The sequence below is a fragment of the Pseudomonas sp. CF161 genome (genome assembly GCF_000416215.1).
GTDB lineage: Bacteria > Pseudomonadota > Gammaproteobacteria > Pseudomonadales > Pseudomonadaceae > Aquipseudomonas.
This window is the reverse complement of sequence record NZ_ATLP01000093.1, coordinates 35,164-61,900: the sequence shown is the minus strand read 5'-3', so window position 1 is coordinate 61,900 and position 26,737 is coordinate 35,164. Positions and strand designations below refer to the sequence as shown.

Here is a 26,737-nt window from a genome sequence, read left to right as displayed (position 1 = left end):
GCTCTTTCTTTCGCCAAAGGCGCGGACGGCGCTGCCTGTCAGGCAGACGCCGCCACGCGGTGAGCGCAATCAGTAACGCGCATCCACCGGTTTTTTATCCTTGGGCCAATCCTTGACCTTGTCCGGGAAGTCGGGACGCGGCTGGTGGGAGAAGTATTCGGCCACGTCCAGCGCTTCCTGGTCGCTCAGGCCACCCTGGCCCAGGGGGAATTTTTCATGGAAGCCGATGGGCATATTGCGTTTGACGAAGGCCGCGGCGGTGTTGGTGCGGGCCATGCCGGCACCGATATTGAACGACTGCTCGCCCCACAGCGGCGGGAAGATCAGGCTGCCATCGGCGCGTTTCAGGCCTTCACCATCGGCGCCATGGCACACCGCACACTGCTTGGCGTAGACCTGCTGGCCGTGTTCCGGGTTGGGGGTCAGCGACGGGTCGATCTTGCCGACACCGCGCCCGGCCACTTTGTCTTCGGGCTTGGTGTTGTTTTTCATCCAGTCGAAGTAGGCCACCATCGCCTGCATGTCCGTGCCCTGCACCGGCAGCGGTTTGCCATTCATCGAGCGGCGGAAGCAGCCGTTGATGCGCTCTTCCAGGGTGATGGTCTTGCCGGCCCGCGGCGCATAGCCGGGGAAGAACGCCGAAACCCCGACAAAGGGCGAGCCGTCGGCCACGGTGCCGGCGTTGAGGTGGCAGCTGGTGCAGTTCAGGGAGTTGCCGACGTTGTCCGGCAGCAGCGCCTTGGTTTCCAGGTGCAGGCGCATGCCGCGCACCACTTGCTCGGCATTGGGTGCGGCCAGCAGATTGGCCAGGCGCGGGGTCTCGAACAAAGTGCTTTCGACGGTCGGGCTGAGCTGGGCACGCATGGCCTTGACCTGCGCGGGGCTGATGGCCGAGCCGCTATTGCCCCAACTGCTGCGAACAAAACTGAGGATCTCGGCAATCTCTTCATCCGCCAGTTGGGCAAAACCCGGCATGGTGTAGACCCGCGGGTGCGCCGCGGTTTGCGCGGTCTGCCAGCCGGTCAGGGTAATGTGCAGCAGCGAGGTCGGGTTGGCCGAGGCGATGCTCGGGTTACCCGCCAGCGCCGGGAACATCTGCGGCACGCCGCCACCGTCCTGGCGATGGCAGTCGGAGCAGAACTGCGCATAGCCCAGGCCGCCACGCGAACTGAACAGGTTGCTCGGTGGCGCGGCCGGGGTCAGGGGCTGGGACGGCATCGGCAGGTCATCTTTGCCCGCCGGCAGGGACTTGAGGTAAGCCGCGATCGCCGTCAGGTCTGCATCGGAAATGTGCTGGGTGCTGTGGTTGATCACATCGGCCATGTTGCCGGACACGGTGGCGAAGCGGTTCTGCCCGGTTTTCAGCAGTTGCACCGTGTCTTCCACGGTCCACAGGTTGCGCAGGCTGAGGGCGCGCCACTCTTCCACAGTCTCGCCGGCCAGGTAATGCTCGCCGCCGGACTCGTTGTCGCTCATGGCCTTCTCCTGGAAGGCAATGCCGCGCGGCGTGTGGCAGGAGCCGCAGTGGCCCAGGCCCTGGACCAGGTAGGCGCCACGGTTGAGCTGGGCGTCTTTTTTCGGGTCGGCGGCGAACTCTTTGTTGTCGACAAACACCAGGTTCCAGAACCACAGGCCCCAGCGCTGGTTGAAGGGGAAGCCCATGTCGGCTTCGAGGTTGGCTTGCGCCACCGGCGCCACGCCATCCATCAGGTAGGCAAAGAGCGCGCGCATGTCCTCTTCGGTCATTTTGGCGTAGGACGGGTACGGCATCGCCGGGTACAAATGGCTGCCGTTGGGGGTCACGCCTTCGCGCATGGCGCGGTCGAACTGCTCGAAGCTGTAACGGCCGATGCCGGTGTCCGGGTCGGGGGTGATGTTGCTCGAGTAGATGGTGCCCATGGGGGTTTTCAGTTCCAGGCCACCGGCCATGATCGCCCCGCCCTTGGCGGTGTGGCAGGCGATACAGTCGCCCAGTTGCGCCACATACAGGCCGCGTTCCACCAGGGTTGGTTCAGCAGGGGGGGTGGTCTGGACGGTAGCAGGTGCCGGTATCGGCTCATTGCCTTGGACGGAGTGAACGCAGAGCAACGCCGCGCCAAGAATGGCCAGGCGTGACAGAGAGAAAGCCATCAGGTTATTCCTTTAAGAACTGCCTGGAGTGGTCTCCTCGGCAGTTATCGGCATCTATTTTTATGGGTATCACCGGGCACGTGTCCACACGGCCCGGGGCGCACAACCTCACGGAGTTGCGCATAAAAGTGTTTTACAGGCCGTTCGCTGATGGCAGTTTGATATGGATCAGCTGCCGTGCACCTGGGGTGAAAAAAACCCGTTCGCGGCTCCAGCGCCGAGGCTGCATTCCGCAACGGCGGCGCGCGCGTTACCCTGGCGCTCGCCGTCCGATCATCGTCGTGAACAGGGAGCCGTATGCCGACCCATGCTGAAGCGTTTTGCCAACGGGCCATTGCCTACCTCAAGGTCCAGGCGCCCGCCGCGGACGCGAGCGACCTCGCGCTGTCACATGCCGACAGCCCGATCCTCCAACCTTTTTCCCAGGACCTGCTGGTGGCGTACCTGGTGGATGAAGGCGAGTCATTTGCCTATGTGCAACAACGCCACCTGGATCAGGCCGGCATCAGCTCCCAGGCACTGCACCTGATCGGCCTGCGCAACCTCGCGGCCCTGGCCGAGGAACGGGCTGAAGTCCGGGCCCACGGCGAGTTGTTTGCGGTGCTGATGGACGGCCATTTCGAGGCCAGCCTGCTCCTGCTGGATGAATTCTGGTCGCAGTGGTACGCCCAACTGCTGCCCAACGGCGCCGTGGCCGCCCTGCCGGCGCGGGATGTGCTGGCCTTTACCGACGCCGCCAACACCACCGGCATCGTGCAACTGCATCAACTGTGCGAACGCTTGCAGGACGACGTCAGCCACCGCCTGACCTCGACCCTGTATCGCCGAAGTCACTTCACCTGGGAGGCGCTGCATGAAACCGCCGATCTGTGACCTGTGCCACAACGACTTTCGCTGCGAGTACGGTCATCGCGGCACAGGCGGCGGTGCGGTGTCATTCGCCGACTTCCGGCCGTTGCCCGAGGGCGCCGCGGGCCAGGCGCCCGGCTTGGAGTGGTTTTGCGACGAACACCTGGCCTGCGCCCAGGCCCTGGCGCATCGGCCCCATGCAGTGGCCATGGCGCACTTACGGGCCGAGCATGGCCCCTTCCCCGAGTACCCGCCGTTGCCCGCCCTGGACCCGGCGCTGTGGGTCATCGATGTCGGGCCCCAGCCGGCGAAAGTGTTCAGCCTGCTGCGCCAGGCGACGCAGCTCAGCCCGCAGGAGGCCAAACAGCGATTGGCCGAAGGCGTGTTCCAGGTGCTCAGCGCCTGGCCGGCAGCGCTCGAGGTCTGGCAGCAGGCATTGGCCGAGGCGGGGGCAACGGTCGAGATTCGTTACCCGTCGTCGCGTAATATTCAGCTGTTTTGCCGTTGAATGGGGCGCGCTGAGCCCCCAGGACATCACCTCAACCTTCAGGAACAGGATGCGCCTTGGACATTGCCCGGTTGTTGAAAAAGCGCCAGTTGAACGTGCAGGAGCAAAACGCCCTCGTCGCCCATGCCCTGACGACGTGCGCCTTGCACTGGCGCCAACAGGGCCTGCCCCCCGCGCTGCGTGAGGCCGGCGCCGCCCGGGGCGTCGACTGGGCGCACAGCATCCTGCTCAGGCTGGACCTGGACTTCCCCGGCATGCCCGGCCTGTGGGGCGAGTTGGTCGACCAGAACGGGCGCTTTATCGAGTTCGAACTGGAAAGCCCGCCGCCCCATGAGCAATTGCTGAGCGTCGAGCAGTGGCAGGACATCACCCAGCAGCAAGACTTCGCCCGCCATGCCAAAGGCATCGGCATGGGCCGAGGCGCCATTGCCCGGGAGGTCTGGCGAAAGCTGGTTCCAGGTGCCCTGCGCAACCGTTACAAAGCGGCCTTTGTGCTGGCGCTGGGCAGCACAAAATCCCTGGGCGACAGTGGCTGGGAGTTTGCCCCGCCGCTGCCGATCGACCCCCGTGTGGCGCAGCACTTGGTGCAGCGCCTGCACTTGCAGGCCAAGGAGACTTACCTTGGGATCGAGGCATTCGAGGGCGAGGACATGGACGCCTCGGTGATCCATGACCAGGCGTTCGGCATCGCCGAAATTGCCTTCAAGACCTACAGTGAAGCCGCCCTGGAAGCCGTGACCCAAGCCTGGCACAGCGAGCCTACGGGCAGTACCGAACTGTTTGTGCCGTCGCGGGAAGGGGCACAGGCGGGTTGAAGCAGGTGGTCACCGCCTTGGTAGTTGCCGACGCATCAGACCCAGTCTTCAACGCGCAACCCGGGAACCCGTTGGAACTCACGCAGATTATTGGTCACTAGAATCAGCCCCTGGGAGCGCGCATGACCTGCAATCAGTTGATCGTAAGGACCGATAGGCTGACCCAGCCTGGCCAGTTCTGCGCGAAGCTGACCGGTATGAATCGCCGCCTCGTCGTCATAGTCCAGCACATCAAGCCGCGCAGAAAATCCCTCGACCACATTCAGATTTTTCTCAGGGGCCGCTGACTTCTCCGCACCGTAGATCAGCTCCATCAAGGTCACTGAGCTGATGCACAGGCGACCATGCTGCCGGCTGAACGCCTCACGAACCTGCTGCGGTTTGTTTTTGATGGTGAAGATACAAATGTTGGTATCAAGCATGTACTTGAGCATCAGAAGGACTCACGTATCTGTTCGGCAGGCTGATCCCTGTCACTCATGAAATCATCGCTGACGCTATCTTCATCAAACCAGCTGTCCCAAGACTCGCCGGCCGGGGTAATAATTCGACTGCGTCCAATGCTGACAATATCCACCCGAGTAACATCCTCCGGCAGAGCTGCCGCCTTGGGCATGCGTATCGCTTGACTGCGGTTACTTTTAAATACCGACCCTTGTTCCATAAACACTCCGAGGGATATACCTAAGGTATATCCAGTGTAGATATCGCAATGTATATGTCAAAGACATATCCCAAAATAAACGACCTCGGACTCTTCACTCCCACGTCGACCCAGGCCAAAAAGCCGGGAACTTCCCCCAGCGCCAACCACTCACTTTTCTGACCCTCGCTGATTGACCACAAGGCCCGTCCCTCATGTTTGAACACCTCGACCTCAACGCCCTGCTCGCCACATACGGTTACTGGGTGGTGTTTATCGGTTGCCTGCTGGAGGGCGAAACGGTGTTGATTCTGGGCGGCATGGCGGCGCACCAGCAGGTGCTGCAGCTGTGGCCGGTGATTGCCTGGGCCAGTGTCGGCGGGATGCTGGGGGACCAGATGCTGTTCTGGAGCGGGCGCTACTTCGGCGCGCGGCTGTTGCCCAGGCTCAAGCGGCACCAGGCGGCGATCGAGCGGGTCCAGGGCTTGATCGAGCGCTACCCCTCGACCTCGGTGTTTGCGGTGCGGTTCCTGTACGGCATGCGTCTGGTCGGGCCGATGGTGATCGGCGCCAGCCGGCTGTCGCCGTGGCGCTTCAGCCTGTTGAACATGCTCGGCGCGGTGGTCTGGGCCACGCTGTTCGTCACGGCCGGGTACTGGGCCGGTGAAGCGTTGGAGCATTTTCTAGGCAATCTCAAGCCCTATCGCTTGCCCATCTTTATCGGCGTGGTGCTGCTGTTTGCCGCCGCGGCGCTGATTCGCCATCGACGGGCCAAGGCCCGGCAGGCGGCCTGAGCCCGACACCACGGCGCGCCCGACCGCCTGGGCGGACGGGCATGCACCCGGACCTCAGCGCACAGGTGGTGCGTATTGGATGCCGCCGTTGTTCCACAGCGCGTTCAGGCCGCGGTCGATGGCCAGTGGTGTGCTCTTGCCGAGGTTTTTCTCGAACACTTCACCGTAGTTACCTACTTGCTTGACGATCTGTACTACCCAGTCCTTCGGCAGTTTCAGGTCTTTGCCGTATTCACCGTCCGCACCCAGCAGACGTGCAACATCAGGGTTCTTGGTGGACTTGGCTTCGGCTTCGACGTTTTTCGAAGTCACGCCGGCCTCTTCGGCATTGAGCATGGCGAACAGGGTCCATTTGACGATGCTGAACCACTCTTCGTCGCCTTTACGCACGACCGGGCCCAGGGGCTCCTTGGAGATGGTTTCCGGCAGAACGACGTAGTCGGTCGGGGTCGCCAGCTTGCTGCGTTGTGCGTACAGCTGGGATTTGTCGGAAGTCAGCACGTCGCAACGACCGGATTCCAGCGACTTGGCGCTTTCATCGGAGGTGTCGAAGGTGATCGGGGTGTATTTCAGGCCGTTGCCACGGAAGTAGTCGGAAACGTTCAGCTCGGTAGTGGTACCGGCTTGAATGCAGATGGTTGCACCGTCCAGTTCCTTGGCGCTTTTGACGCCCAGCTTGTTGTTCACCAGGAAGCCGATGCCGTCGTAGTAGGTCACGCCGGCAAACACCAGGCCCATGCCCGAATCGCGGGAGCTGGTCCAGGTGGTGTTGCGCGACAGCACGTCGATTTCGCCCGATTGCAGCGCGGTGAAGCGCTCCTTGGCGTTCAACTGGCTGAATTTGACCTTGGTCGCGTCGCCAAATACGGCGGCGGCAACAGCCCGGCACACGTCAGCGTCGATGCCCAGGATCTTGCCGGTGGCGTCCGGTACCGAGAAGCCCGGCAGACCGTCGCTCACACCGCATTGCACAAAGCCTTTTTTCTGCACTGCATCAAGGGTCGCACCCGCCTGCGCGAAGCCGCTCATACCCAGTACCGCGGCTGCCGTGACGACGGCCAGGGTGGATTTCAACATCTTCATTCAAACCTCCAGTTTTGCTCTTGTTGTGTCGGAGCTTGAGTCCTGCCGCACCCTTATGAGGCGCTGTTGACCCTGTGCTGGCTTTTTTTAGGGTCAAGCGGCGTAAGACCTTCGCTATGAGTCTAGTAGGATAAATCCCCGTAACGGAGCCCCCACATCTCACCAATCGGCCGAACGGGCTGTAGCCCTTTCATGTTCGCGAAGCCCGTAGCGGCCAGTGGCGAACGTCCATCACCGGATTTTTGCTATGCCCCAGCCAGCGGCAGCCTGATAGTGTTACCGCCGGGGGTAAGTGCAATCACTTCGATATCCCTGTTAGCAAAGCCCGTACCATATTCAGCGCTTAAGCGTTTCAGCCAATGGTCAATAGCAAAACGTTCAACCTTGCGACATCTTCTTCACAGATCAACTCGCGGCGCACCTTGACCACGCACCTCTTCAGCGCGCACGCACAACAATGGAGCAACCATGACCGAACCCTTGATTCTTCAGCCCAGCAAGCCCGTCGACGCCTGTGTGATCTGGCTCCATGGCTTGGGGGCAGATCGCTATGACTTCCTCCCGGTGGCCGAAGTCCTGCAGGAAACCCTGCTGACCACCCGCTTCGTGCTGCCCCAGGCACCGACCCGCGCCGTGACCATCAACGGCGGTTATGCCATGCCCAGCTGGTACGACATCCTGGCCATGAGCCCGGCCCGAGCGATCGACCGCGAACAGCTCGAGCAGTCGGCAAAACAGCTTATCGAACTCATCGAACAGCAACGGGCCGGCGGAATAGACGCCTCGCGGATTTTCCTCGCCGGTTTCTCCCAGGGGGGTGCGGTGGTGCTGCACACGGCCTTCCTGGAGTGGCAGGGCCCCCTGGGCGGCGTACTTGCCCTCTCCACTTATGCCCCGACCTTCAGCGACGAGCTGCAACTTTCGGCCAGCCAACAGCGGATTCCGGTGCTGTCGCTGCATGGGCAATACGATGAAGTGGTGCAGAACGCCATGGGGCGGACCGCTTATGAGTATTTGAAGCAGCATGGTGTCACCGTGACATGGCAGGAATACCCAATGGGCCATGAGGTGTTACCTGAAGAAATTCGCGACATCGGCGTCTGGTTGAGCGAGCGTTTGCGCTAAAAACGAAACTTCCTGTAGTCCGAGACCCAACACACTACGCCGCGCCCGATTCTTGCATTACACTGCCCGGCGTACATTCCTTAACCAATTGATGAGATGACCGTGCTCAAAGCACTCAAGAAAATCTTCGGTAAAAGCGAGGCTGAGCAGCTCGCGCCAAGCTCCAGCGTCCCCTCCCCCAGCCCCAGCAGCCATCAAGAAGGCCGTCAATCGGGCCGGACCGCGCCAGCTACCGCAAGCCAAAAAGAGCCGGTGACCACACCCGCCGCCCCTGCTGTTGCAGCTCCATCGACTCCCGCCCGCAGCGAAAAGCCCAAGGCCGAACAACCTCGTCGTGAGCGCGCACCAAAGCCGCCCGTCAGCACCTGGAAACTCGAAGACTTCGTCGTCGAGCCCCAGGAAGGCAAGACCCGCTTCCACGACTTCAAGCTCGCCCCCGAGCTGATGCATGCCATTCATGACCTGGGCTTTCCTTACTGCACGCCGATCCAGGCGCAGGTCATGGGCTTCACCATCAATGGCCAGGACGCCATCGGCCGGGCCCAGACCGGCACCGGCAAGACCGCCGCGTTCCTGATCTCGATCATCACCCAGCTGTTGCAGACCCCGCCGCCGAAAGAGCGCTACATGGGCGAGCCACGGGCACTGATCATCGCGCCGACCCGCGAACTGGTGGTCCAGATCGCCAAGGACGCCGCCAGCCTGACCAAGTACACCGGCCTGAACGTGATGACCTTCGTCGGCGGCATGGACTTCGACAAGCAGCTCAAGCACCTCGAAGCCCGCCACTGCGACATCCTGGTCGCCACCCCGGGCCGCCTGCTGGACTTCAACCAGCGCGGCGATGTGCACCTGGACATGGTCGAAGTGATGGTGCTGGACGAAGCCGACCGCATGCTCGACATGGGCTTTATTCCCCAGGTACGGCAGATCATTCGCCAGACTCCGCCGAAAAATGAACGTCAGACCCTGCTGTTCTCCGCGACGTTCACCGAAGACGTGATGAACCTGGCCAAGCAATGGACCACCGACCCGGCCATCGTCGAGATCGAATCCGAGAACGTGGCCAGCGAAAACGTCGAACAGCACATTTATGCTGTGGCCGGTGCCGACAAATACAAACTGCTCTACAACCTGGTGACCGACAACGGTTGGGAGCGGGTCATGGTCTTCGCCAACCGCAAGGACGAAGTCCGGCGCATCGAGGAACGCCTGGTACGCGATGGCGTGAATGCCGCCCAACTGTCGGGCGATGTACCGCAGCACAAGCGCATCAAGACTCTGGAAGGTTTCCGCGAAGGCAAGATCCGCGTGCTGGTGGCCACCGATGTGGCAGGTCGCGGAATCCACATCGACGGCATCAGCCACGTGATCAACTTCACCCTGCCGGAAGTACCGGACGACTACGTGCACCGCATCGGGCGTACCGGGCGGGCCGGGGCCAACGGCGTGTCCATCAGCTTCGCCGGTGAAGACGACTCCTATCAGCTGCCATCGATCGAAGCCCTGCTGGGGCGCAAGATCAGCTGCGAAACACCGCCCACCGAGCTGCTGCGCCCCGTGGAGCGCAAACGCCCGCAAGCGACCTGAGGCAAGGGCGTAGCCCGAAACCTCTGCCCTGAAGAAAACGCAGCCTCCACCAGGCTGCGTTTTTTTTCGCCTGGCGATTGCCGAACACAACTAAAAGTCCATAATAGACAAATTAGTTTATATCCACCGCCGTGGGAGCCCCCGCATGTCCAGCACGCCCTATGTGATTGCCCAAGCCCAAGCCCGCGAACTGCTGGCCCAGGTCGATGTGCCGCAGATCCTGCGCAAACTGTTTATCGACCTGGCCGCCGGGCGCGCGGTGCAACCGGCGCAGCAGTTGGTGGAATTCCCCCAGGGGGCCGGCGACTTCATCAACTACCTGGGGGTGCTGGCCGATGATCGGGTGTATGGGGTCAAGACCTCGCCCTATATCGTTCGCGCCGAAGGCCCACTGGTCACCGCCTGGACCCTGCTGATGTCCATGGACAGCGGCCAGCCGCTGTTGCTGTGCGATGCCGGCGAACTGACCACCGCCCGCACCGCCGCCACCACGGCCGTGGCGGTGGACGCCCTGGCCCCTGGCGACGCCCGCCAGCTGTGCATCATCGGCAGCGGCCCCGTGGCCCTGGCCCACCTGCATTACGCCAAGGGCCTGCGGCCATGGCAGCACATCCGCCTGTACTCGCCGAGCCTCGCCAGCGCCAGCGCAGAACAACGGGCTCGGCTCCAGGCCCTGGACCCACGGCTGCAGATCGCCAGCAGCCGTGAGCAGGCCCTGGCCGACGCGGATGTGATCATGCTCTGCACCTCATCCGCCGGGCCGGTCATCGACCCTGCGCAACTGAGCCGTCCGGCGCTGATCACCTCCATCAGCACCAATGCGCCACGGGCCCACGAGGTTCCGCCGCACAGCCTGGGCCAGATGCAGGTGTATTGCGACTACCGCCAGACCACACCGGACGCGGCGGGCGAAATGCTGATCGCCAGCCAGCAGCACGGCTGGCACAAGGAGGCGATTCTCGGCGACCTGGGCGAGTTGCTCAGCGGCCAGGCCCCGCGCCCGGACGCCACGGGCTCGGTGTTTTTCCGCTCCATCGGCCTGGGCCTGGAGGACATCGCCCTGGCCAATGCGCTGTACCGCTTGCAGCTCAAGGCCGACGCCGCGCCCGCCCGATAAGCGCGGCACCCGGCCCTACCCAGACTTTTCCGGAGAGACCCATGCCTCAGGCAGACTTCATCATCATTGGCGGCGGCATCGCCGGGGCATCCACCGGCTACTGGCTGTCAGGCCATGGCCGGGTTGTGGTGCTCGAACGCGAGTCGCACCCGGCCTACCACTCCACCGGACGCTCGGCAGCCCTGTACACCGCGGCCTATGGCACCGCTCAGGTGCGGGCCCTGACCCTGGCCAGCCGCGCGTTCTTCGACGCGCCGCCCGCCGGCTTCTGCGAACACCCGCTGCTGACGCCGCGCGGGGAGATGACCGTAGACTTCAACGGCGACCCGCAAGAGCTGAACAATCAGTACCTGAGCGCCAAGGCCTCGGTGCCGGAGATGCAGCTGCTCACCGCCGACCAGGCCTGCGCCCGCCTGCCGATCCTGCGCCGGGAAAAAGTCCACGGCGCGCTGTATGACCCGAGCGCCAGCGATATCGACACCGACGCCCTGCACCAGGGCTATCTGCGCGGTATCCGGCGCAACCAGGGCGAGCTGCATACCGACTGCGAGGTGCTGTCCCTGGCGCGTGACGCCCAGGGCCTGTGGCAGGTGACCACCGCCCACCAGACCTTCAGCGCGCCCATCATCATCAATGCCGCCGGCGCCTGGGCCGACCAGATCGGCGCCATGGCCGGCGCCCGACGCCTGGGGCTGCAACCCAAGCGTCGCGCAGCCTTTATCTTCGCCGCGCCCGAAGGCCTGGATATCCACCAGTGGCCGATGCTGGTGAGCCTGGATGAGTCGTTCTACATGAAGCCCGATGCCGGGATGTTCCTCGGCTCGCCGGCCAACGCCGACCCGGTCGAACCCCACGACGTGCAGCCCGAAGAGCTCGATATCGCCATGGGCATCTACCAGATCGAAGAAGCCACCACCCTGAGCATCCGCCGCCCGACCCGCACCTGGGCCGGCTTGCGCAGTTTCGTCAGCGACGGCGACTGCTCTCGGGGTTCGACCCAAGGGTTCCGGGGCTGTTCTGGGTCGCCGGCCAGGGCGGTTATGGCATCCAGACCTCGCCGGCCATGGGCCAGGCCAGCGCCGCGCTGGTGCGTGGCCAGTCCCTGCCCGAGTCACTGACCCGCTTTGGCCTGGAGGCCGCCATGCTCTCACCGGCACGCCTGGGCTGAAGCCCGGCTCAGGTGACGCGCCCCTGCGATTGCGGCAAACTCCCAGCGCCCTGGATGCCAGGGCGCTGACGCCGCCTGGAGTACGACCCATGACCACACCTGTGCAGGACCCTGCCCTGGACAACTTCCGGGCGATCGCCGATGCCATCGCCACGCTGTTTTTCCCCCATGCCGAGGTGGTGATCCACGACCTGCGCACGCAAAAGATCGACTACATCGCCAACAACATCTCCAAGCGTGAAGTGGGCGACGACGCCGCCCTGGAGGACATGCTCAGCGAGGAGGTCAGCGAACGTAATATTGGGCCGTACGAAAAGCTCAATTGGGATGGTCAGAAGATTCGCAGCCTGAGCAGCGTGCTGCGCGACAGCCAGGGGCATCCGCTGGCCGTGCTGTGCATCAACCTGAATATTTCCCTGTTCGAAAACGCCAAGGCGGCGCTGGACCTGTTTCTTTCGCCGAGCAAGCTGATCCCGCAGCCCGACTCGCTGTTTCGCGATGACTGGCAGGAACGGATCAACACCTTCCTCCACAACTGGCTGCGCGAACGCCAGCTGGGGCTGAACCTGCTGACCCGCGAGCACAAGCGCGAGCTGGTGCTGGCGCTGCACGCCGAGGGCGCCTTCAAGGGCAAAAGCGCCTCCAACTACGTGGCCAACGTGCTGAGCATGGGCCGCGCCACGGTGTACAAGCACCTGAAGGAATTGAAAGGCTGACCCCCTGTCACCCGGGCTCCGTTCCAGGAGCCCGGGTGAGGTCGCCAATCAGTCGCCGTAGATGTCCGACTTGAAGTACTTGGCCTGGATCTTCTGGTATTCGCCGTTGGCGCGGATACCGTCGATGGCCTTGTTCAGCTCGCCAACCAGCTCAGTATTGCCCTTGCGCACCGCGATCCCGGCGCCTTCGCCGACGTATTTCGGGTCCTTGAGCTCGGGGCCGACAAAGGCATAACCCGCGCCGCGCGGCATCGCCAGGAAGTCGCTCAAGGGGATGGTGTCGGCAAACACCGCGTCCAGACGGCCGGACGCCAGGTCCATGTAGATCTCTTCATTGTTGCTGTAGCGCATCACCTTGATGCCCTTGGGCTCGAACACCTCGGTGGCGTAGCGGTCGGTGGTGGTGGCCCGCTGCACGCCGACGGTCTTGCCCTTGAGGCTGGCGTACTGGTCATCCACCACTGCGCCCTGTTTCATCACCAGGCGCGAGGACGTGAAGTAGTACTTGTGGGTGAAATCCACCGACTTCTTACGCTCTTCGGTGATGGTCATGGACGACAGCGCGAAGTCGATTTTCTTCACTTTCAGTGAAGGAATCAGGCCGTCGAACTCACCCTCGATCCACTCGCACTTGACCTGCATCTGCGCGCACAGCGCATTGCCGATGTCGTAATCGAAGCCTTCGATCTTGCCTTCGGAAGTCTTGAAAGCGAACGGTGGGTAGGCGGCTTCGATGCCGATGCGCAGGGTTTTGTCGGCGGCGAACAGGCTGCTGCACGCCAGCAGGCTCAGCACCAGGCCACTGATAAGGGGGAGTTTCTTCATGATCGTTCTCTCGCAAGGTTGTTGTAGGTTTGGCAAGACAGAAGAAAAGAGCAACGCAGGGGGGACCGCTATTTTGTACTTATAATTCCATACTGGACTTTTATGTATTTATCGTCAATGGAGCGTGCGCAGTTGCATCGCGCCATCAAGTGCAGGGAGTGTTCAGCAGGCGAGGAATGACGCAGGCGCCGGCAAGCCGGCGCCGCGAGGGAAGGTATTAATGAAGATCAGGGTTTCCAGCGATCCGCCGCCGCGTGATCGCTGTCGCGCCCTTGCACCCAGCGCGGGCCGTCGCAGGTGTTTTCTTTCTTCCAGAACGGCGCGCGGGTTTTCAGGTAGTCCATGACAAACGCGCAGGCCTCGAACGCCGCCTGGCGATGGGCACTGGCGACGCCGACGAACACGATCGGCTCGCCGGGCAACAATTCGCCGATGCGGTGCAGCACCTCCAGCCGGAGCAGCGGCCAACGCTCTTGGGCTTCAGCAGCAATCTTGGCCAGGGCCTTTTCGGTCATGCCCGGGTAATGCTCGAGAAACATCCCCGCCACTTCCAGGCCGTCATTGAAGTCGCGCACATAGCCGACAAAGCTGACCACCGCGCCGACGCCGACGTTGGCGGCATGCAGCGCATTGACCTCAGCGCCCGGGTCAAAGGCGGCGCACTGCACGCGAATCGCCATCTCAGCCCCCGGTCACGGTTGGAAAGAACGCCACTTCGTCGCCATCGCTGAGGAGCTCGTCGAGTTGGCACAGCTCCTCGTTGCGCGCACACATCAGGTTTGGCTCGGCCAGGACCTGGGCGCCATCGCGCTCCACCAGCAAGCGCCGCACTTCCTCGACCGTGGCGAACTCACCCTCCAGCAGCAAGCCATCCATCCCCAGCGCTTCGCGGTAACGGGCGAAAAACTTCACGTTCAGCTTCATGGCGTCGGCGCCTGGTAATGGCCGCTCTTGCCGCCGAGTTTTTCCAGCAGGCGCACGCTTTCGATGGTCATGCCCCGGTCCACGGCCTTGCACATGTCGTAGATCGTCAAGGCGGCGATGCTGGCGGCAGTCAGGGCTTCCATCTCGACCCCGGTCTGCCCGGCGAGCTTGCAGCGGGCGACGATGTGCACGGTGTCGCTGCCCTCGGCGGTGAGCTCGACCTTGACGCTGGTGAGCATCAACGGATGACACAGCGGGATCAGATCACTGGTTTTCTTCGCCGCCTGGATCCCGGCGATTCGGGCCACGGCAAACACATCCCCCTTGGGATGGCCGCCGCTGACGATCATGTCCAGGGTTTGCGGGAGCATGCGCACCCGCGCTTCGGCCACGGCTTCACGGGAGGTCACGGCTTTTTCGGTGACGTCGACCATATTGGCGCGACCTTGGGAATCGAGATGAGTCAGCACAGCCTTACTCCTGATCAGGAGCGGCGATTGTAAACCCCTGGGTCAATTTTTCGCACGCACCATAGCGCCCTTTCCCACTCAGGCGTCTGACGCGCCCACGGGCCATCAGCCTGGGGAATGCACGGCATCAGAACAACGAATTGGCCGGGGTCGGCGAATCACCGTACAAGGTTGAAAACACAGGAGTTATCCCATGACCTTGCTTATCCCGATTTTGCTCAGCCTGCTCGCCGGCTTCGCCGTCCCCCTCCAGGCCGGAACCAACGCCCGCCTCGGGGCGCTCCTGGGCCACCCCCTGTGGGCCACCGGGGTTTCGCTGCTGGTCAGCCTGCTGGCGCTGATGGTGGTGTTGCTGGTGATCAAGGTGCCCAAGCCCAACCTCAGCGCCTTCTCGGGCGCGCCCTGGTGGATCTGGATGGGCGGGATCGCCGGCGTGCTCTACATCACCATCGCCCTGCTGATGGCCCCACGCCTGGGGGCACTGAACTTCATCATGGCGGTGATCATCGGCCAGTTGGTGATCTCGCTGATCATCGACTACTTCGGCCTGGTGGGCTTGCCGCGCAAGGACATCAGCCTGCAAAAGCTGGTGGGAGTCCTGGTGGTGGTCGGCGGTTTTGTCATCACCACCCGCGGTTAAACCCTGGGCGTGGCCGCCACCTCGCTGACCTGCCGACGCAACCAGGCATGGGCCGGATCATCACTGAAGCGCTGATGCCAGATGTGCACAAAGGGAAATGGCGCAATCGCCAGCGGTGGCGGCAGGCACAGCAGCTGCGGGTCGGTTGCGGCTTGATCCAGGGTGCGGGTGGCGACGGTCAGGATCAGGTCAGTGCCCAGGATCATCTGCGGCGCGATCCGCCAGTGGGGCACACTGACCGCCACGCGCCGCTGCAACCCACGCGCGCGCAACTGGCTGTCGACTTCCCCATTGAGGCTGGCGTCTATCGACACCTGCAAATGGGGCCGGGCCAGGTACTCGGGCAAATCCAGCACACCGCTGGCGGGCAGCGTTTGCCGGTCCAGCAGGCAGGAAAATGTTTCCTCGAACAACACCTGCATGGCGATTTCCGGCCCCAGGCTGGGAAACACCCCCAGGGCCAGGTCGATCTTGCCCCGGCTCACCTGTTCGAACATCTCGTGGCGACTGCCCTGGGTCACGTTGAGGCTGATATTCGGCGCCTCGCGGCGCAGGCGCACCAGCAACCCCGGGAGGATAAGCGCCGCACCATAGTCGGACATCGCCAGCTCAAAGGTGCGCTCGGAGCTGGCCGGATCGAAGTCCAGGGTCTTGCCGAGCAAGGCCTCGACCTGACGCAGGATCTCCTTGAGCGGTGCCCGCAGGTTCTGCGCCAGCACGCTGAGCACCACCTCATTGCCGTCGCGGATCAGCAGCGGGTCGTCCAGCAGGGTGCGCAGCTTGCCCAGGGAGTGGCTGATGGCCGGCTGGCTCAGGTGCAGGCGCTCGCCGGTGCGGGTCACGTGTTTCTCCGTGAGCAGCGCGTCGAGCACCACCAGCAGGTTCAAGTCGATGTTACGCAGTAACTGGGTGCTCATCCTGGCCTCATCTCTGCGGGCGCACGCCATGGCCGGGGCCAGGGCACGGGTCTGAATCGGCGCCCAGAATACCCGGTTGCCCGGCGCGCGATGCAAACAAAACGGGCGACCCAAGGGCCGCCCGCGTTCACCACTGCATGGGTTACAGGTGGGTTTCGGCGTATTCCGCGAGAATCGAGCGTGGCACCCCTTGCAGGGTGATGTGCACGCCGTTCGGGAAGTCCTTGAAGCGTTCAGTGAGGTAGGTCAGCCCGGAGCTGGTCGCGGACAGGTAAGGGGTGTCGATCTGCGCCAGGTTGCCCAGGCACACCACTTTGGAACCGGCGCCGGCACGGGTGATGATGGTTTTCATCTGGTGCGGGGTCAGGTTCTGGCATTCATCGATCAGGATCAGGCTTTGCTGGAAGCTGCGCCCCCGGATGTAGTTCAGGGATTTGAACTGCAACGGCACCTTGCTCAGGATGTAGTCGACGCTGCCATGGGTGCTTTCGTCATCCATGTGCAGGGCTTCGAGGTTGTCGGTGATGGCGCCGAGCCAAGGCTCCATTTTTTCCGCTTCGGTGCCGGGCAGGAAGCCGATCTCCTGGTCCAGACCCTGCACGCTGCGGGTGGCGATGATCCGCCGATAACGCTTGCTGACCATGGTCTGCTCAATGGCGGCCGCCAGGGCCAGGATGGTTTTACCGGAACCGGCGGCCCCCGACAGGTTGACCAAGTGGATGTCCGGATCGAGCAAGGCATACAGCGCCAGGCCCTGGTAGATGTCACGCGGTTTCAGGCCCCAGGCTTCCTGGTGCAACAGGGGCTCCTGATGCAGGTCGAGGATCAGCAAGGTGTCAGCGCGGATTTCCTTGATCCAGCCGACAAACCCTTGCTCGTCGATGATGAATTCATTGATGTGCACCGCCGGCAGGTTATCGATGAGCTGCACCTGATGCCAGGTACGGCCATGGTCCTGACGGGTTTCCACTTTGCTCACACGGTCCCAGAACGAGCCGGTCATGTTGTGGAAACCATTGGGCAGCAGGGATACGTCGTCGACCAGTTGGTCGGTGCTGTAGTCCTCGGCCGCGATCCCGCAGGCGCGCGCCTTGAGGCGCATGTTGATGTCTTTGGTCACCAGCACCACGCGCAGGTCCTTGTCGCGCGCGTGCAGGTCGATCAACTGGTTGATGATGATGTTGTCGTTGAGGTTTTCCGGCAGCAGGCTGTTGGGTTCCGAGCGCTTGCTCATCAGGATCGACAACAGGCCTTTGGGGCCGCTCTTGCCACGCTGGATCGGCACGCCCAGCTCGACATCTTCCGGTGTCGCTTCGCCCAGGGTCTTGTCGATCAGGCGAATCGCCTGCCGACATTCCGCGGCAACGCTGTGATGGCCGCTCTTGAGCTTGTCGAGTTCCTCCAGAACGATCATCGGGATGGCGACGTGGTGTTCTTCGAAATTCAACAGCGCGTTTGGATCGTGAATCAATACATTGGTATCGAGTACATAAAGGATTGGCTGGTTGGAAGAAGGGCTGCGTCCGTGATCATCCATACTCGGTCACCTTATGTGGGAGCCAGTCGACGCAATACCATGGCGGTGCTGCGCCTCGAAAGGACCACCGAGTTCGTCCGTGGGGGCTCGGGCGACATGAACACAAAAGGAGTCTTGGAAGACGCCACCTGTGTTGCAGGTTTCGGCGGTCTGACTTTGGTAATACTCCAAAACCTGTGACAGGAAAAAGCACTTTGACGTTTTTTTGAAGTTTATTTTTCAGGGTGACGAATAGCCCTTGGCGCGCTGCCCATCCACCGTTAAAGTCGGAAGTCCGCCTGCACCCATTTCTCGTCAAAAAACACCCCTATCCAGCCAAAAACCCAGTATTTGCGGGCTTTTCCGGCTTTCAGCGAAAGGCGTCCTGGCAGTCTTCCCAACCAATCCCGCTTTGCGCGGTTTGTGTCAGCAACCAGGGCATAGCGGTCTTGACCGTGTCCTGTTTGGCGTTGAACGCGATCACTCCGCGCCGCCATAACAACATCAGGGTCAGGACCCGCTGGCCACTCTCTTCAGCCTTGAGCTTGCCCGGACCGTCCTGGGCGTCGATATCCCACAACGCCACTTGCAAGCCCTGGGCATTGAAGAAGGCCTGGGCGTCGGCGCGGCGCTGGCCGTAGGGTGGGCGGAACAGGGGCACATAGTTTTCCGGCAGCTTGCTGCGCACCAGCTCGGCGCTGCGCTGGACCGAGTACTGCCAGTCCTGCCAGTGGCTGTGGGAGCGGTACTGCCAGCCCTGCACGCCGACACATTGCCGCGAGTACAACGACTGCAGGCTGGCCACCGAGGCCTGGTTCAGGCGGTTCTGAATATCGCTGCCGAGGACGAAGAAGGTGCCGTTGAGGTTCGATTTGCGCAGGTAGTCGGTCAACCACGGGGTGTTGTCCGGGGCCAGGTTGGCGGCGCTGTCGAATGTCAGCAGGAACAGGCGATCGTTGAGTTCGTCGCCATTGCGCTCGTAGTCGCCAAAGCGGGCGACCTCGCTGCTGGTCTGCGGGAACAGCGCAGCCTTGCGCAACAGCTCGTCCAGGTACTGCTCATGAAACACCCGGCTCGGTTCGGCCCAGCGGATATAGAAGGAATCGTCCCCCAGGTGAAACTTGCCGGCCTGCTCGCGCAGGCTGTCCATGTCTTCCACCAGGTAGCAAAAGGACGCGTCCTGATCGCAGCTCTGCTGGGCATAGTTGTAGTTGCTCAGCAGGCGCTGCCAGAGACGCTGCCGCAACGCATCGATCGCCTCCATATTAATGATGCGCAGGCCCAGGCGTTGCTTGAGCGAGGCCTCGTCCCAGGCTTCGCTGACCAGCAGGGTGCGGGCAAAGGTCAGGATCTCGGCACGTGAGGCGACGTCGAACAAGGTCGGGCTGCTGAGCGTCTCCGGCCAGGTGCTGCGGTCCAGGGTCGCCACGTCATTGGCCGCCGCCAGGGCGCCAAAGCTCATGAGCCAGGCCGAAAAAACAAATGCGATACGCAAAACAAACGCCTCCAGAACAAAACCCGCGCCGCACTATAGCCGATCCGCCCCTGTGGCGAGGCCGCTTGCTCCCTCGCCAACCGCCACAACGCCCAGCACACCCGCCTTGCGTCACCTATCGCCTTCATAGGTGGAGTCCGGGCGCCCAAGCCCCTAGAATCCCCCGACGCTTACAGGAGACGACTTCATGCTGATGGTGATTTCACCCGCCAAGACCCTCGATTTCGAGACCCCACCGGTTACCCAGCGCTTTACCCAGCCGCAATACCTGGACCATTCCCAGGAGCTGATCGAGCAATTGCGCGAACTGAGCCCGGCCCAGATCAGCGAGCTGATGCATGTCTCCGACAAGATCGGCGGCCTCAATGCCGCGCGTTTCGGCAGCTGGAACCCGGCCTTCACCCCGGCCAACGCCAAACAGGCGCTGCTGGCGTTCAAGGGTGATGTGTACACCGGCCTGGATGCCCAGACCCTCAACGAAGCCCAGTTCGACTACGCCCAGCAGCATTTGCGCATGCTTTCCGGCCTGTACGGCCTGCTGCGCCCCCTGGACCTGATGCAACCTTACCGGCTGGAAATGGGCACCAAACTGGCCAACGCCCGTGGCAAGGACCTGTACGCCTTCTGGGGCACACGCATCAGCGAATGGCTGAACGAAGCCCTGGCCGAGCAAGGGGATGACCTGCTGCTCAACCTGGCGTCCAACGAGTACTTTTCGGCGGTGAAACGCAGTGCACTGAATGCACGCATCATCAACACCGAGTTCAAGGACCTGAAGAACGGCCAGTACAAAATCATCAGTTTCTATGCCAAAAAAGCCCGCGGCATGATGAGCCGTTTCGTGATCGAAGAGCGCATCAACGACCCGGCCGCCCTCAAGCAATTCGATGTGCAGGGTTATCGCTACAGCGCCGAACAGTCAAAACCGGAAAACCTGGTGTTCCTGCGCGACCACGCGCCGGAATAACGCACGCCCCCACGCGCTGTTGTCCTACAATCAGCGCGCCAACTTTATATCTTTCCTTCCTCCCTCGATCTTTTCGCGTCATTTAGTTGACGCGAATAGCCTTTGTTCTGAATTTATAACTTTTCTTTCACTCGACAGATGTGACTTTTTTCAGTAGTGGCACTCTTTTTTTTAAACGGTAGTGGCACAAAAGTATCCCCGCCTTGCAACTCCCCATAACTAAAGGTTCAAACCGCACGTGCCATCAATATGAGAGCAGTGCCATCTTTGTCCTTATTTCAAGAAATTTCAGAAAACAGGATGAGTGGGTCGGAACTATGTCCTTAACCACCGCTCATACCACCGGTAACGATTCTCATCGTCGCTGTAAGAGATGACTTACACGCAAACAACTAACACCAGGCAAGTTAGCTTCAACGTTTGACCGACCCGTCTAAAACTTGAACTAACCCTTTAAGGACAGGAGATAACGCATCATTACTATCCCCTACAAGGCCAAGGCATAGCCCCTATTCAGCGCTTCCGAAAGCGCCGCCAACGCACGCCCGTCATGGCTTCCAGCCATTGCCACAGGGTCTGCAGCGAAGCTCGGAAAGGCCCTCCAACGGACGGCCGGCCACATTCAAGGGCATGCCCTTACAACAAGGCCAAGTTGCGCACAACTTGAGTGCATTTATTGAGTCACTCGGAAATTAGTCTGCCCGCCACGGCACTACAGCGCCTGTTCGCTGCACTTCCGAGTGCGTAACTACCGCTGGCAAACATTAACTCCAGCCATTTAATGGCATGAATAACACAGAGGTAAATGCGATGCGCATCAGCATATTTGGTTTGGGTTACGTCGGTGCAGTGTGTGCCGGTTGCCTGTCTGCACGGGGCCATGACGTAATTGGCGTCGATGTTGCCAAAGACAAGATCGATATGATCAACGCCGGCAAATCGCCGATCGTTGAACCGGGCCTGGGCGAACTTCTGGCCAAGGGCATCGAGACCGGTCGCCTGCGCGGCACCACCAACTTCGCCGAGGCGATTCGCGATACCGACCTGTCGATGATCTGCGTCGGCACGCCGAGCAAGAAGAACGGCGACCTGGAACTGAACTACATCGAAGCCGTGTGCCGCGAGATCGGTTTTGTCCTGCGTGACAAGACCACCCGCCACACCATCGTGGTCCGCAGCACCGTATTGCCGGGCACCGTCGCCAACGTGGTGATCCCGATCCTCGAAGACTGCTCGGGCAAGAAAGCCGGCGTCGACTTCGGCGTTGCGGTCAACCCCGAGTTCCTGCGTGAAAGCACCGCGATCAAGGATTACGACCTGCCACCGATGACCGTTATCGGCGAGTTCGACACCGCTTCCGGCGACGTCCTGCAATCGCTGTACGAAGAACTCGACGCGCCGATCATCCGCAAGGACATCGCCGTGGCCGAGATGATCAAGTACACCTGCAACGTCTGGCACGCGACCAAGGTCACCTTCGCCAACGAGATCGGCAACATCGCCAAGGCGGTCGGCGTCGATGGTCGTGAAGTGATGGACGTGGTCTGCCAGGACAAGACCCTCAACCTGTCCCAGTACTACATGCGCCCGGGCTTTGCCTTCGGCGGCTCGTGCCTGCCCAAGGACGTGCGCGCCCTGACCTACCGCGCCGGCTCCCTGGACGTGGAAGCGCCGCTGCTGAACTCGCTGATGCGCAGCAACGAATCCCAGGTGCAGAACGCCTTCAACATCGTCCAGAGCCACGACAAGCGCAAAGTCGCCCTGCTGGGCCTGAGCTTCAAGTCCGGCACCGACGACCTGCGTGAAAGCCCGCTGGTGGAGCTGGCGGAAATGCTGATCGGCAAGGGCTATGACCTGAGCATCTACGACAGCAACGTCGAGTACGCCCGGGTCCACGGGGCGAACAAGGACTACATCGAGTCGAAGATCCCCCACGTCTCGTCCCTGCTCAACTCGGACTTCGACTCGGTGATCGACAACTCCGACGTGATCATCCTCGGCAACCGCGACGAGAAGTTCCGCGCCCTGGCCGAAACCGCGCCCCACGGCAAACAGGTGATCGACCTGGTCGGCTTCATGTCCAAGGCCACCAGCGTCAGTGGCCGTACCGAAGGCATTTGCTGGTAAAGCAGCGGCAAGCTTCAAGCTACAAGCCGTAAGCAAGGGCTCCGCGCTTGGAGCTTGCGGCTTGGAGCTTGCAACTGATTTTAGGATGCAGATTATGCAATGGCTCAAGCACAGCCTGTTACAAGCCGCCGGTTGGCTGTTCTACCTCAGTTTGTTGATGGGTCTCGCCCTGGCGTTGCCCACCTCCACCTTTGACGCCGAGTCGAAGGATTTCATCTTCCTGATTGGCGCCGTGGGTATCTGGCGCTATTCGATGGGCGCCACGCACTTTCTGCGCGGCATGCTGTTTTTGTACGTGGTCTACCCGCACCTGCGGCGCAAAGTGCGCAAGCTGGGCAAGGCCGCCGATCCATCCCATGTGTTCTTGATGGTCACCAGCTTTCGCATCGATGCCCTGACCACCGCCCAGGTCTACAGCTCGGTGATCCGCGAAGCCATCGAATGCGGCTTCCCCACCACCGTGGTCTGCTCCCTCGTGGAAATGTCCGACGAGCTGCTGGTGAAAAGCCTGTGGGCCAAGATGAACCCGCCGGAGCGGGTCAAGCTCGACTTCGTACGCATCGCCGGCACCGGCAAGCGTGACGGCCTGGCGTTCGGCTTCCGCGCCATCTCCCGCCACCTGCCGGACGACCGCGCCGTGGTGGCCGTGATCGACGGCGACACCGTGCTGGCCGAAGGCGTCGTGCGCAAGACCGTGCCCTGGTTCCAGCTGTTCGGCAATGTCGGCGGCCTGACCACCAATGAGTTCTGCGAAGTGCGTGGCGGCTACATCATGAGCGAGTGGCACAAGCTGCGCTTCGCCCAGCGTCACATCAACATGTGCTCCATGGCCCTGTCCAAGCGCGTGCTGACCATGACCGGGCGCATGTCGGTGTTCCGCGCCACCGTGGTCACCGACCCGGACTTCATCGCCGACGTCGAAAGCGACTCGCTGCAACACTGGCGCCTGGGCCGCTTCAAGTTCCTCACCGGCGACGACAAGTCCAGCTGGTTCAGCCTGATGCGCCTGGGCTACGACACGTTCTACGTGCCGGATGCCGCGATCAACACCGTCGAGCACCCGCCGGAAAAGAGCTTTATCAAGGCCAGCCGCAAACTGATGTTCCGCTGGTACGGCAATAACCTGCGGCAGAACTCCCGGGCCCTGGGCCTGGGGATGAAGCGCCTGGGGCTGTTCACCAGCGTGGTGCTGTTCGACCAGCGCGTGTCGATGTGGACCTCCCTGCTCGGCCTGACCGTGGCGATCATCGCCAGCTTCAAATACGGCTTTGCCTTCATCCTCGCGTACCTGCTGTGGATCGGCATCACCCGCCTGATCCTGACCCTGCTGCTGTCCTGCTCCGGGCACCGGATCGGCCCCGCTTACCCGTTGATTCTCTATTACAACCAGATCGTCGGTGCGCTGGTGAAGATCTACGTGTTCTTCCGCCTCGACCAACAGTCCTGGACCCGCCAGGACACCAAACTGACCCGTGATCTCGCCAGCTTTCAACGTTGGTTCAACACCTGGTCGTCTCGGACCATGACCTTCTCCGCCGGCAGCGTGTTCGTCGCCGTGTTGCTGCTGATGGTCTGACCTGCCTTGCCTGAATTAACTAGGAAATAGCCCTTATGAACACCGCCGTGAACGTCAACGTAGTGCATGAATCCGAAGCCCAACGCCAACATGCCCGGGTCAAGATCCCGGCCAAGCTGCGCTTTTTCGGGACCGACCGTACGCCCCTGGAAGTACGGGTCCACGACCTGTCCGCGGGCGGCCTGAGCTTCAACGCCGGGCAGCAGGCGCTCACCGTCGGCGAGGTGCATAAAGGCCGTCTGCAATTCGTCATCGATAACCTCGGCCTGGCCATGGACGTCGAGTTGCAGATCCGCTCCCACGACCGCCAGACCGGCCGCGTCGGCTGCCAGTTCCAGAACCTGGAGCCGCAGGACATCTCGACCCTGCGTCACCTGATCACCTCCCACCTGTCCGGCGATATCGTGACCATGGGCGACGTGCTCGCCACCCTGCAGCGCGACAACTTCACCAAGGCGCGCAAGGTCAAGGACGGCGGCCACGGCATGACCGCCTTCGGCCGCCTGCGCGCCGTGACCTTCAGCGCCGGGATCTTCATCGTCGGCCTGGCCGCCTTCGGCTTTATCCTCAAGTCGGTGTACGGCATGTACTTCGTCAGCCACGCCCAGGCCGGCCTGGTCAACGTTCCGGGGATGAACGTGACCATGCCGCGCGACGGCACCGTGCAAAGCCTGGTGCAAGCCGACGGCCTCGCTGCCAAAGGCGCGCCGCTGGCCACCTTCAGCACCAGCATGCTCGACGTGCTCAAGGGCCACCTGGACGAAGACCAGCTGCAACCGGCCAAGGTCGAAGAGCTGTTCGGCAAGCAGATGACCGGCACCCTGACCTCGCCCTGCGACTGCACCGTGGCCCAGCAGATGGTCGCCGACGGCCAGTACGCCAGCAAAGGCGACGTGATCTTCCAGCTGGTGCCGCGCAACAGCCAGGCTAACGTCGAGGCGCGCTTCTCCTATCGCCAGTTCTCCGACGTCCGCCCGGGTACCCCGGTGAGCTTCCAGATCGCCGGCGAAGACAGCACCCGCACCGGCAAGATCGTCAGCAGCACCAGCCTCAACAGCGCCGACCTGTCGTCCGATATCCGGGTCCAGATCAAACCCGATGCCCCACTGAGCAGCACCTTTGCCGGGCGTCCGGTGGAAGTCAGCAGCGATCGCGGTCCTTCCATGAACTGGCTGATCGATAAAGCCATGGCGGCGGGTCTGTAACCATGACAGTGCCTACCCATACCTCAGTCGCCGCAGCCCCAGGCTGCGACCGGCCACACAGCGGACTCCTGACACAACGCGCGGCCTGCCCCGGCCAGCGCCTTGCTTTCGATCGTCGCAGCCTGCGGCGGCTGCAGGTATCGGTGCTGCCCCTGGTGGCCGCCCTGGCCCTGGCCGGTTGCGCCGGCCTGCCCGACCAGCGCCTGGCCAACGAAGCCCTGAAGCGTGGCGACACCGCCCTGGCCGAACAGAACTACCGCCAGCTGGCGGAGCTGGGCTACAGCGAGGCCCAGGTCGGCCTGGCCGATATCCAGGTCGAAAGCCGTGACCCGGCGCAGATCAAGCAGGCCGAAGCCACCTACCGCGCCGCCGCCGACACCTCGCCACGGGCCCAGGCCCGCCTTGGCCGGCTGCTGGTGGCCAAGCCGGGTTCGACCGAAGCCGAGCAGCACGAGGCCGAAGGCCTGCTGAAAAAAGCCTTTGCCAATGGCGAAGGCAACACCCTGATTCCCCTGGCGATGCTGTACCTGCAATACCCCCACAGCTTCCCCAACATCAACGCCCAGCAACAGATCAGCCAATGGCAGGCCGCCGGCTACCCCGAAGCCGGCCTGGCCCAAGTGCTGCTGTATCGCACCCAGGGCACCTACGACCAGCACCTGGATGAAGTCGAGCGCATCTGCAAGGCCGCGCTCAACAGCACCGATATCTGCTACGTCGAGCTGGCCACCGTGTACCAGAAACGCGGCCAGCCCGAGCAACAGGCCGAGCTGCTCAAGCAACTGCAAGCCGGCTACAGCCGCGGCACCGTCAGCGCCCAGCGCGTCGACAGCGTGGCCCGGGTACTGGGCGATGCGACGCTGGGCAAGCCCGACGAAAAAACCGCGCAGGCCCTGCTGGAACAGGTCGCCCCGGGCTACCCGGCGTCCTGGGTCAGCCTCGCGCAATTGCTCTACGACTTCCCGGAACTGGGCGACGTCGACAAGATGATGCAATACCTGGACAACGGCCGCGCCGCCGACCAGCCACGCGCCGAGCTGCTGCTGGGCAAGCTGTACTACGAAGGCAAGTGGGTCCCGGCCGACGCCAAGGTCGCCGAGGAACACTTCCAGAAAGCCGTGGGCAAGGAAGTGGCCGCCGATTACTACCTGGGCCAGATCTACCGTCGCGGCTACCTGGGCCAGGTCTATCCGCAAAAGGCCCTGGACCACCTGCTGACGGCCGCTCGCAACGGCCAGAACAGCGCCGACTTCGCCATTGCCCAGCTGTTTTCCCAGGGCAAGGGCACCCAGCCCGACCCGGTCAACGCCTACGTTTTCAGCCAATTGGCCAAAGCCCAGGACACCCCGCAAGCCAATGAGCTTGCGCAACAGCTCGACAGCCAACTGCCGCCTGCCCAGCGCGCCCAAGCCCAGCGCCTGCTGCAACAGGAACAAGCCCTGCGCGGCACCCTGAGCCAGAACACGCTGCAACTGCACGCCCTGCAAGAAGAAGACGGCGAGGAAACCCTATGACCCGCAATTCCCCCTTCCACACC

General features: G+C 62.4%; 26 protein-coding genes. 15 read left to right on the top strand and 11 right to left on the bottom strand.

Annotated features, from left to right (window positions below; all coding sequences use genetic code 11):
* Nucleotides 1-69: 69 nt before the first annotated feature.
* The gene (locus CF161_RS20015; RefSeq protein WP_020298424.1) at nt 70-2,130 is read right to left on the bottom strand and encodes a c-type cytochrome; all 2,061 of its coding nucleotides are present in this window, start codon (nt 2,128-2,130) and stop codon (nt 70-72) included.
* Nucleotides 2,131-2,427: 297 nt separating this feature from the next.
* Here CF161_RS20015 and CF161_RS20010 point away from each other — a divergent pair, with 297 nt between their 5' ends.
* The 3 genes from CF161_RS20010 to CF161_RS33185 are packed head-to-tail and all read left to right on the top strand — an operon-like array spanning nt 2,428 to nt 4,302.
* Complete coding sequence (locus tag CF161_RS20010; RefSeq protein ID WP_020298423.1) at nt 2,428-3,003, top strand: DUF1444 family protein; 576 nt, start codon at nt 2,428-2,430, stop codon at nt 3,001-3,003.
* A complete protein-coding gene (locus CF161_RS20005; protein ID WP_020298422.1) occupies nt 2,984-3,487 on the top strand; it encodes a hypothetical protein in 504 nt (167 codons plus the stop codon). Before CF161_RS20010 ends, CF161_RS20005 begins: the two co-directional genes overlap by 20 nt.
* Nucleotides 3,488-3,543: 56 nt before the next feature.
* Entirely contained in the window at nt 3,544-4,302 is a 759-nt protein-coding gene (locus CF161_RS33185) for a hypothetical protein (protein ID WP_020298421.1), read from the top strand.
* Between the two features lie 35 nt (nt 4,303-4,337).
* Here the strand turns inward: CF161_RS33185 and vapC are convergent, their stop codons facing one another.
* On the bottom strand, nt 4,338-4,736 hold the full coding sequence (gene vapC / locus CF161_RS19995) for a tRNA(fMet)-specific endonuclease VapC (RefSeq protein WP_020298420.1): 399 nt from the start codon (nt 4,734-4,736) through the stop codon (nt 4,338-4,340).
* Complete coding sequence (vapB, locus tag CF161_RS19990; protein ID WP_043229907.1) at nt 4,736-4,966, bottom strand: type II toxin-antitoxin system VapB family antitoxin; 231 nt, start codon at nt 4,964-4,966, stop codon at nt 4,736-4,738. Before vapB ends, vapC begins: the two co-directional genes overlap by 1 nt.
* 194 nt (nt 4,967-5,160) lie before the next feature.
* On the opposite strand from vapB, the gene CF161_RS19985 reads away from it, so the two are divergent.
* Entirely contained in the window at nt 5,161-5,739 is a 579-nt protein-coding gene (locus CF161_RS19985; RefSeq protein ID WP_020298418.1) for a DedA family protein, read from the top strand.
* 54 nt (nt 5,740-5,793) lie between these two features.
* Here the strand turns inward: CF161_RS19985 and CF161_RS19980 are convergent, their stop codons facing one another.
* Complete coding sequence (locus CF161_RS19980) at nt 5,794-6,822, bottom strand: amino acid ABC transporter substrate-binding protein (protein ID WP_020298417.1); 1,029 nt, start codon at nt 6,820-6,822, stop codon at nt 5,794-5,796.
* 468 nt (nt 6,823-7,290) lie between these two features.
* Between CF161_RS19980 and CF161_RS19975 the strand changes: the two genes are divergently transcribed.
* From CF161_RS19975 to CF161_RS19955, 5 genes are all read left to right on the top strand, one after another.
* On the top strand, nt 7,291-7,947 hold the full coding sequence (locus CF161_RS19975; protein ID WP_020298416.1) for an alpha/beta hydrolase: 657 nt from the start codon (nt 7,291-7,293) through the stop codon (nt 7,945-7,947).
* 96 nt (nt 7,948-8,043) lie between these two features.
* The gene (rhlB, locus tag CF161_RS19970; protein WP_043229905.1) at nt 8,044-9,537 is read left to right on the top strand and encodes an ATP-dependent RNA helicase RhlB; all 1,494 of its coding nucleotides are present in this window, start codon (nt 8,044-8,046) and stop codon (nt 9,535-9,537) included.
* Between the two features lie 145 nt (nt 9,538-9,682).
* Nucleotides 9,683-10,654 (top strand): ornithine cyclodeaminase family protein, encoded by a 972-nt coding sequence (locus CF161_RS19965; protein ID WP_020298413.1) that lies wholly within the window; start codon nt 9,683-9,685, stop codon nt 10,652-10,654.
* 41 nt (nt 10,655-10,695) lie between these two features.
* A complete protein-coding gene (locus tag CF161_RS19960; RefSeq protein WP_020298412.1) occupies nt 10,696-11,772 on the top strand; it encodes an FAD-binding oxidoreductase in 1,077 nt (358 codons plus the stop codon).
* Nucleotides 11,773-11,911: 139 nt separating this feature from the next.
* Nucleotides 11,912-12,538, top strand: coding sequence for a transcriptional regulator (locus CF161_RS19955; protein WP_020298411.1), 627 nt, complete (start codon nt 11,912-11,914; stop codon nt 12,536-12,538).
* A 48-nt stretch (nt 12,539-12,586) separates the two neighbouring features.
* Here CF161_RS19955 and CF161_RS19950 read toward each other — a convergent pair whose 3' ends face one another.
* From CF161_RS19950 to moaC, 4 genes are all read right to left on the bottom strand, one after another.
* Nucleotides 12,587-13,363 carry an ABC transporter substrate-binding protein gene (locus tag CF161_RS19950; protein WP_020298410.1) on the bottom strand — a complete coding sequence of 259 codons (777 nt, stop codon included), beginning with the start codon at nt 13,361-13,363 and terminating at the stop codon, nt 12,587-12,589.
* Nucleotides 13,364-13,590: 227 nt separating this feature from the next.
* A complete protein-coding gene (gene moaE / locus CF161_RS19945; RefSeq protein WP_020298409.1) occupies nt 13,591-14,043 on the bottom strand; it encodes a molybdopterin synthase catalytic subunit MoaE in 453 nt (150 codons plus the stop codon).
* 1 nt (nt 14,044) lies between these two features.
* Nucleotides 14,045-14,287, bottom strand: a complete 243-nt coding sequence (locus tag CF161_RS19940; protein ID WP_020298408.1) for a MoaD/ThiS family protein — start codon at nt 14,285-14,287, stop codon at nt 14,045-14,047.
* On the bottom strand, nt 14,284-14,757 hold the full coding sequence (gene moaC / locus CF161_RS19935) for a cyclic pyranopterin monophosphate synthase MoaC (RefSeq protein ID WP_020298407.1): 474 nt from the start codon (nt 14,755-14,757) through the stop codon (nt 14,284-14,286). Before moaC ends, CF161_RS19940 begins: the two co-directional genes overlap by 4 nt.
* Before the next feature lie 193 nt (nt 14,758-14,950).
* Between moaC and CF161_RS19930 the strand changes: the two genes are divergently transcribed.
* Nucleotides 14,951-15,397, top strand: a complete 447-nt coding sequence (locus CF161_RS19930; RefSeq protein WP_020298406.1) for a DMT family transporter — start codon at nt 14,951-14,953, stop codon at nt 15,395-15,397.
* On the opposite strand, the gene CF161_RS19925 is transcribed toward CF161_RS19930, so the two are convergent.
* From CF161_RS19925 to CF161_RS19915, 3 genes are all read right to left on the bottom strand, one after another.
* Complete coding sequence (locus tag CF161_RS19925) at nt 15,394-16,314, bottom strand: LysR substrate-binding domain-containing protein (protein WP_020298405.1); 921 nt, start codon at nt 16,312-16,314, stop codon at nt 15,394-15,396. The two genes, CF161_RS19930 and CF161_RS19925, sit on opposite strands and share 4 nt — an antisense overlap.
* A 142-nt stretch (nt 16,315-16,456) precedes the next feature.
* Nucleotides 16,457-17,851 (bottom strand): PhoH family protein, encoded by a 1,395-nt coding sequence (locus CF161_RS19920; protein ID WP_020298404.1) that lies wholly within the window; start codon nt 17,849-17,851, stop codon nt 16,457-16,459.
* A gap of 349 nt (nt 17,852-18,200) precedes the next feature.
* Nucleotides 18,201-19,325, bottom strand: coding sequence for a polysaccharide deacetylase family protein (locus CF161_RS19915; protein ID WP_020298403.1), 1,125 nt, complete (start codon nt 19,323-19,325; stop codon nt 18,201-18,203).
* 187 nt (nt 19,326-19,512) lie between these two features.
* Here CF161_RS19915 and yaaA point away from each other — a divergent pair, with 187 nt between their 5' ends.
* From yaaA to algK, 5 genes are all read left to right on the top strand, one after another.
* Nucleotides 19,513-20,292 carry a peroxide stress protein YaaA gene (yaaA, locus tag CF161_RS19910; protein ID WP_020298402.1) on the top strand — a complete coding sequence of 260 codons (780 nt, stop codon included), beginning with the start codon at nt 19,513-19,515 and terminating at the stop codon, nt 20,290-20,292.
* Nucleotides 20,293-21,102: 810 nt separating this feature from the next.
* Complete coding sequence (locus tag CF161_RS19905; protein ID WP_020298401.1) at nt 21,103-22,419, top strand: nucleotide sugar dehydrogenase; 1,317 nt, start codon at nt 21,103-21,105, stop codon at nt 22,417-22,419.
* Nucleotides 22,420-22,513: 94 nt separating this feature from the next.
* Nucleotides 22,514-23,995, top strand: coding sequence for a mannuronan synthase (gene alg8, locus CF161_RS19900; protein ID WP_020298400.1), 1,482 nt, complete (start codon nt 22,514-22,516; stop codon nt 23,993-23,995).
* 35 nt (nt 23,996-24,030) lie between these two features.
* Nucleotides 24,031-25,200, top strand: coding sequence for an alginate biosynthesis protein Alg44 (locus tag CF161_RS19895; RefSeq protein WP_020298399.1), 1,170 nt, complete (start codon nt 24,031-24,033; stop codon nt 25,198-25,200).
* A gap of 2 nt (nt 25,201-25,202) precedes the next feature.
* Nucleotides 25,203-26,714 carry an alginate biosynthesis TPR repeat lipoprotein AlgK gene (algK, locus tag CF161_RS19890; RefSeq protein WP_256206454.1) on the top strand — a complete coding sequence of 504 codons (1,512 nt, stop codon included), beginning with the start codon at nt 25,203-25,205 and terminating at the stop codon, nt 26,712-26,714.
* Nucleotides 26,715-26,737 lie beyond the last annotated feature (23 nt).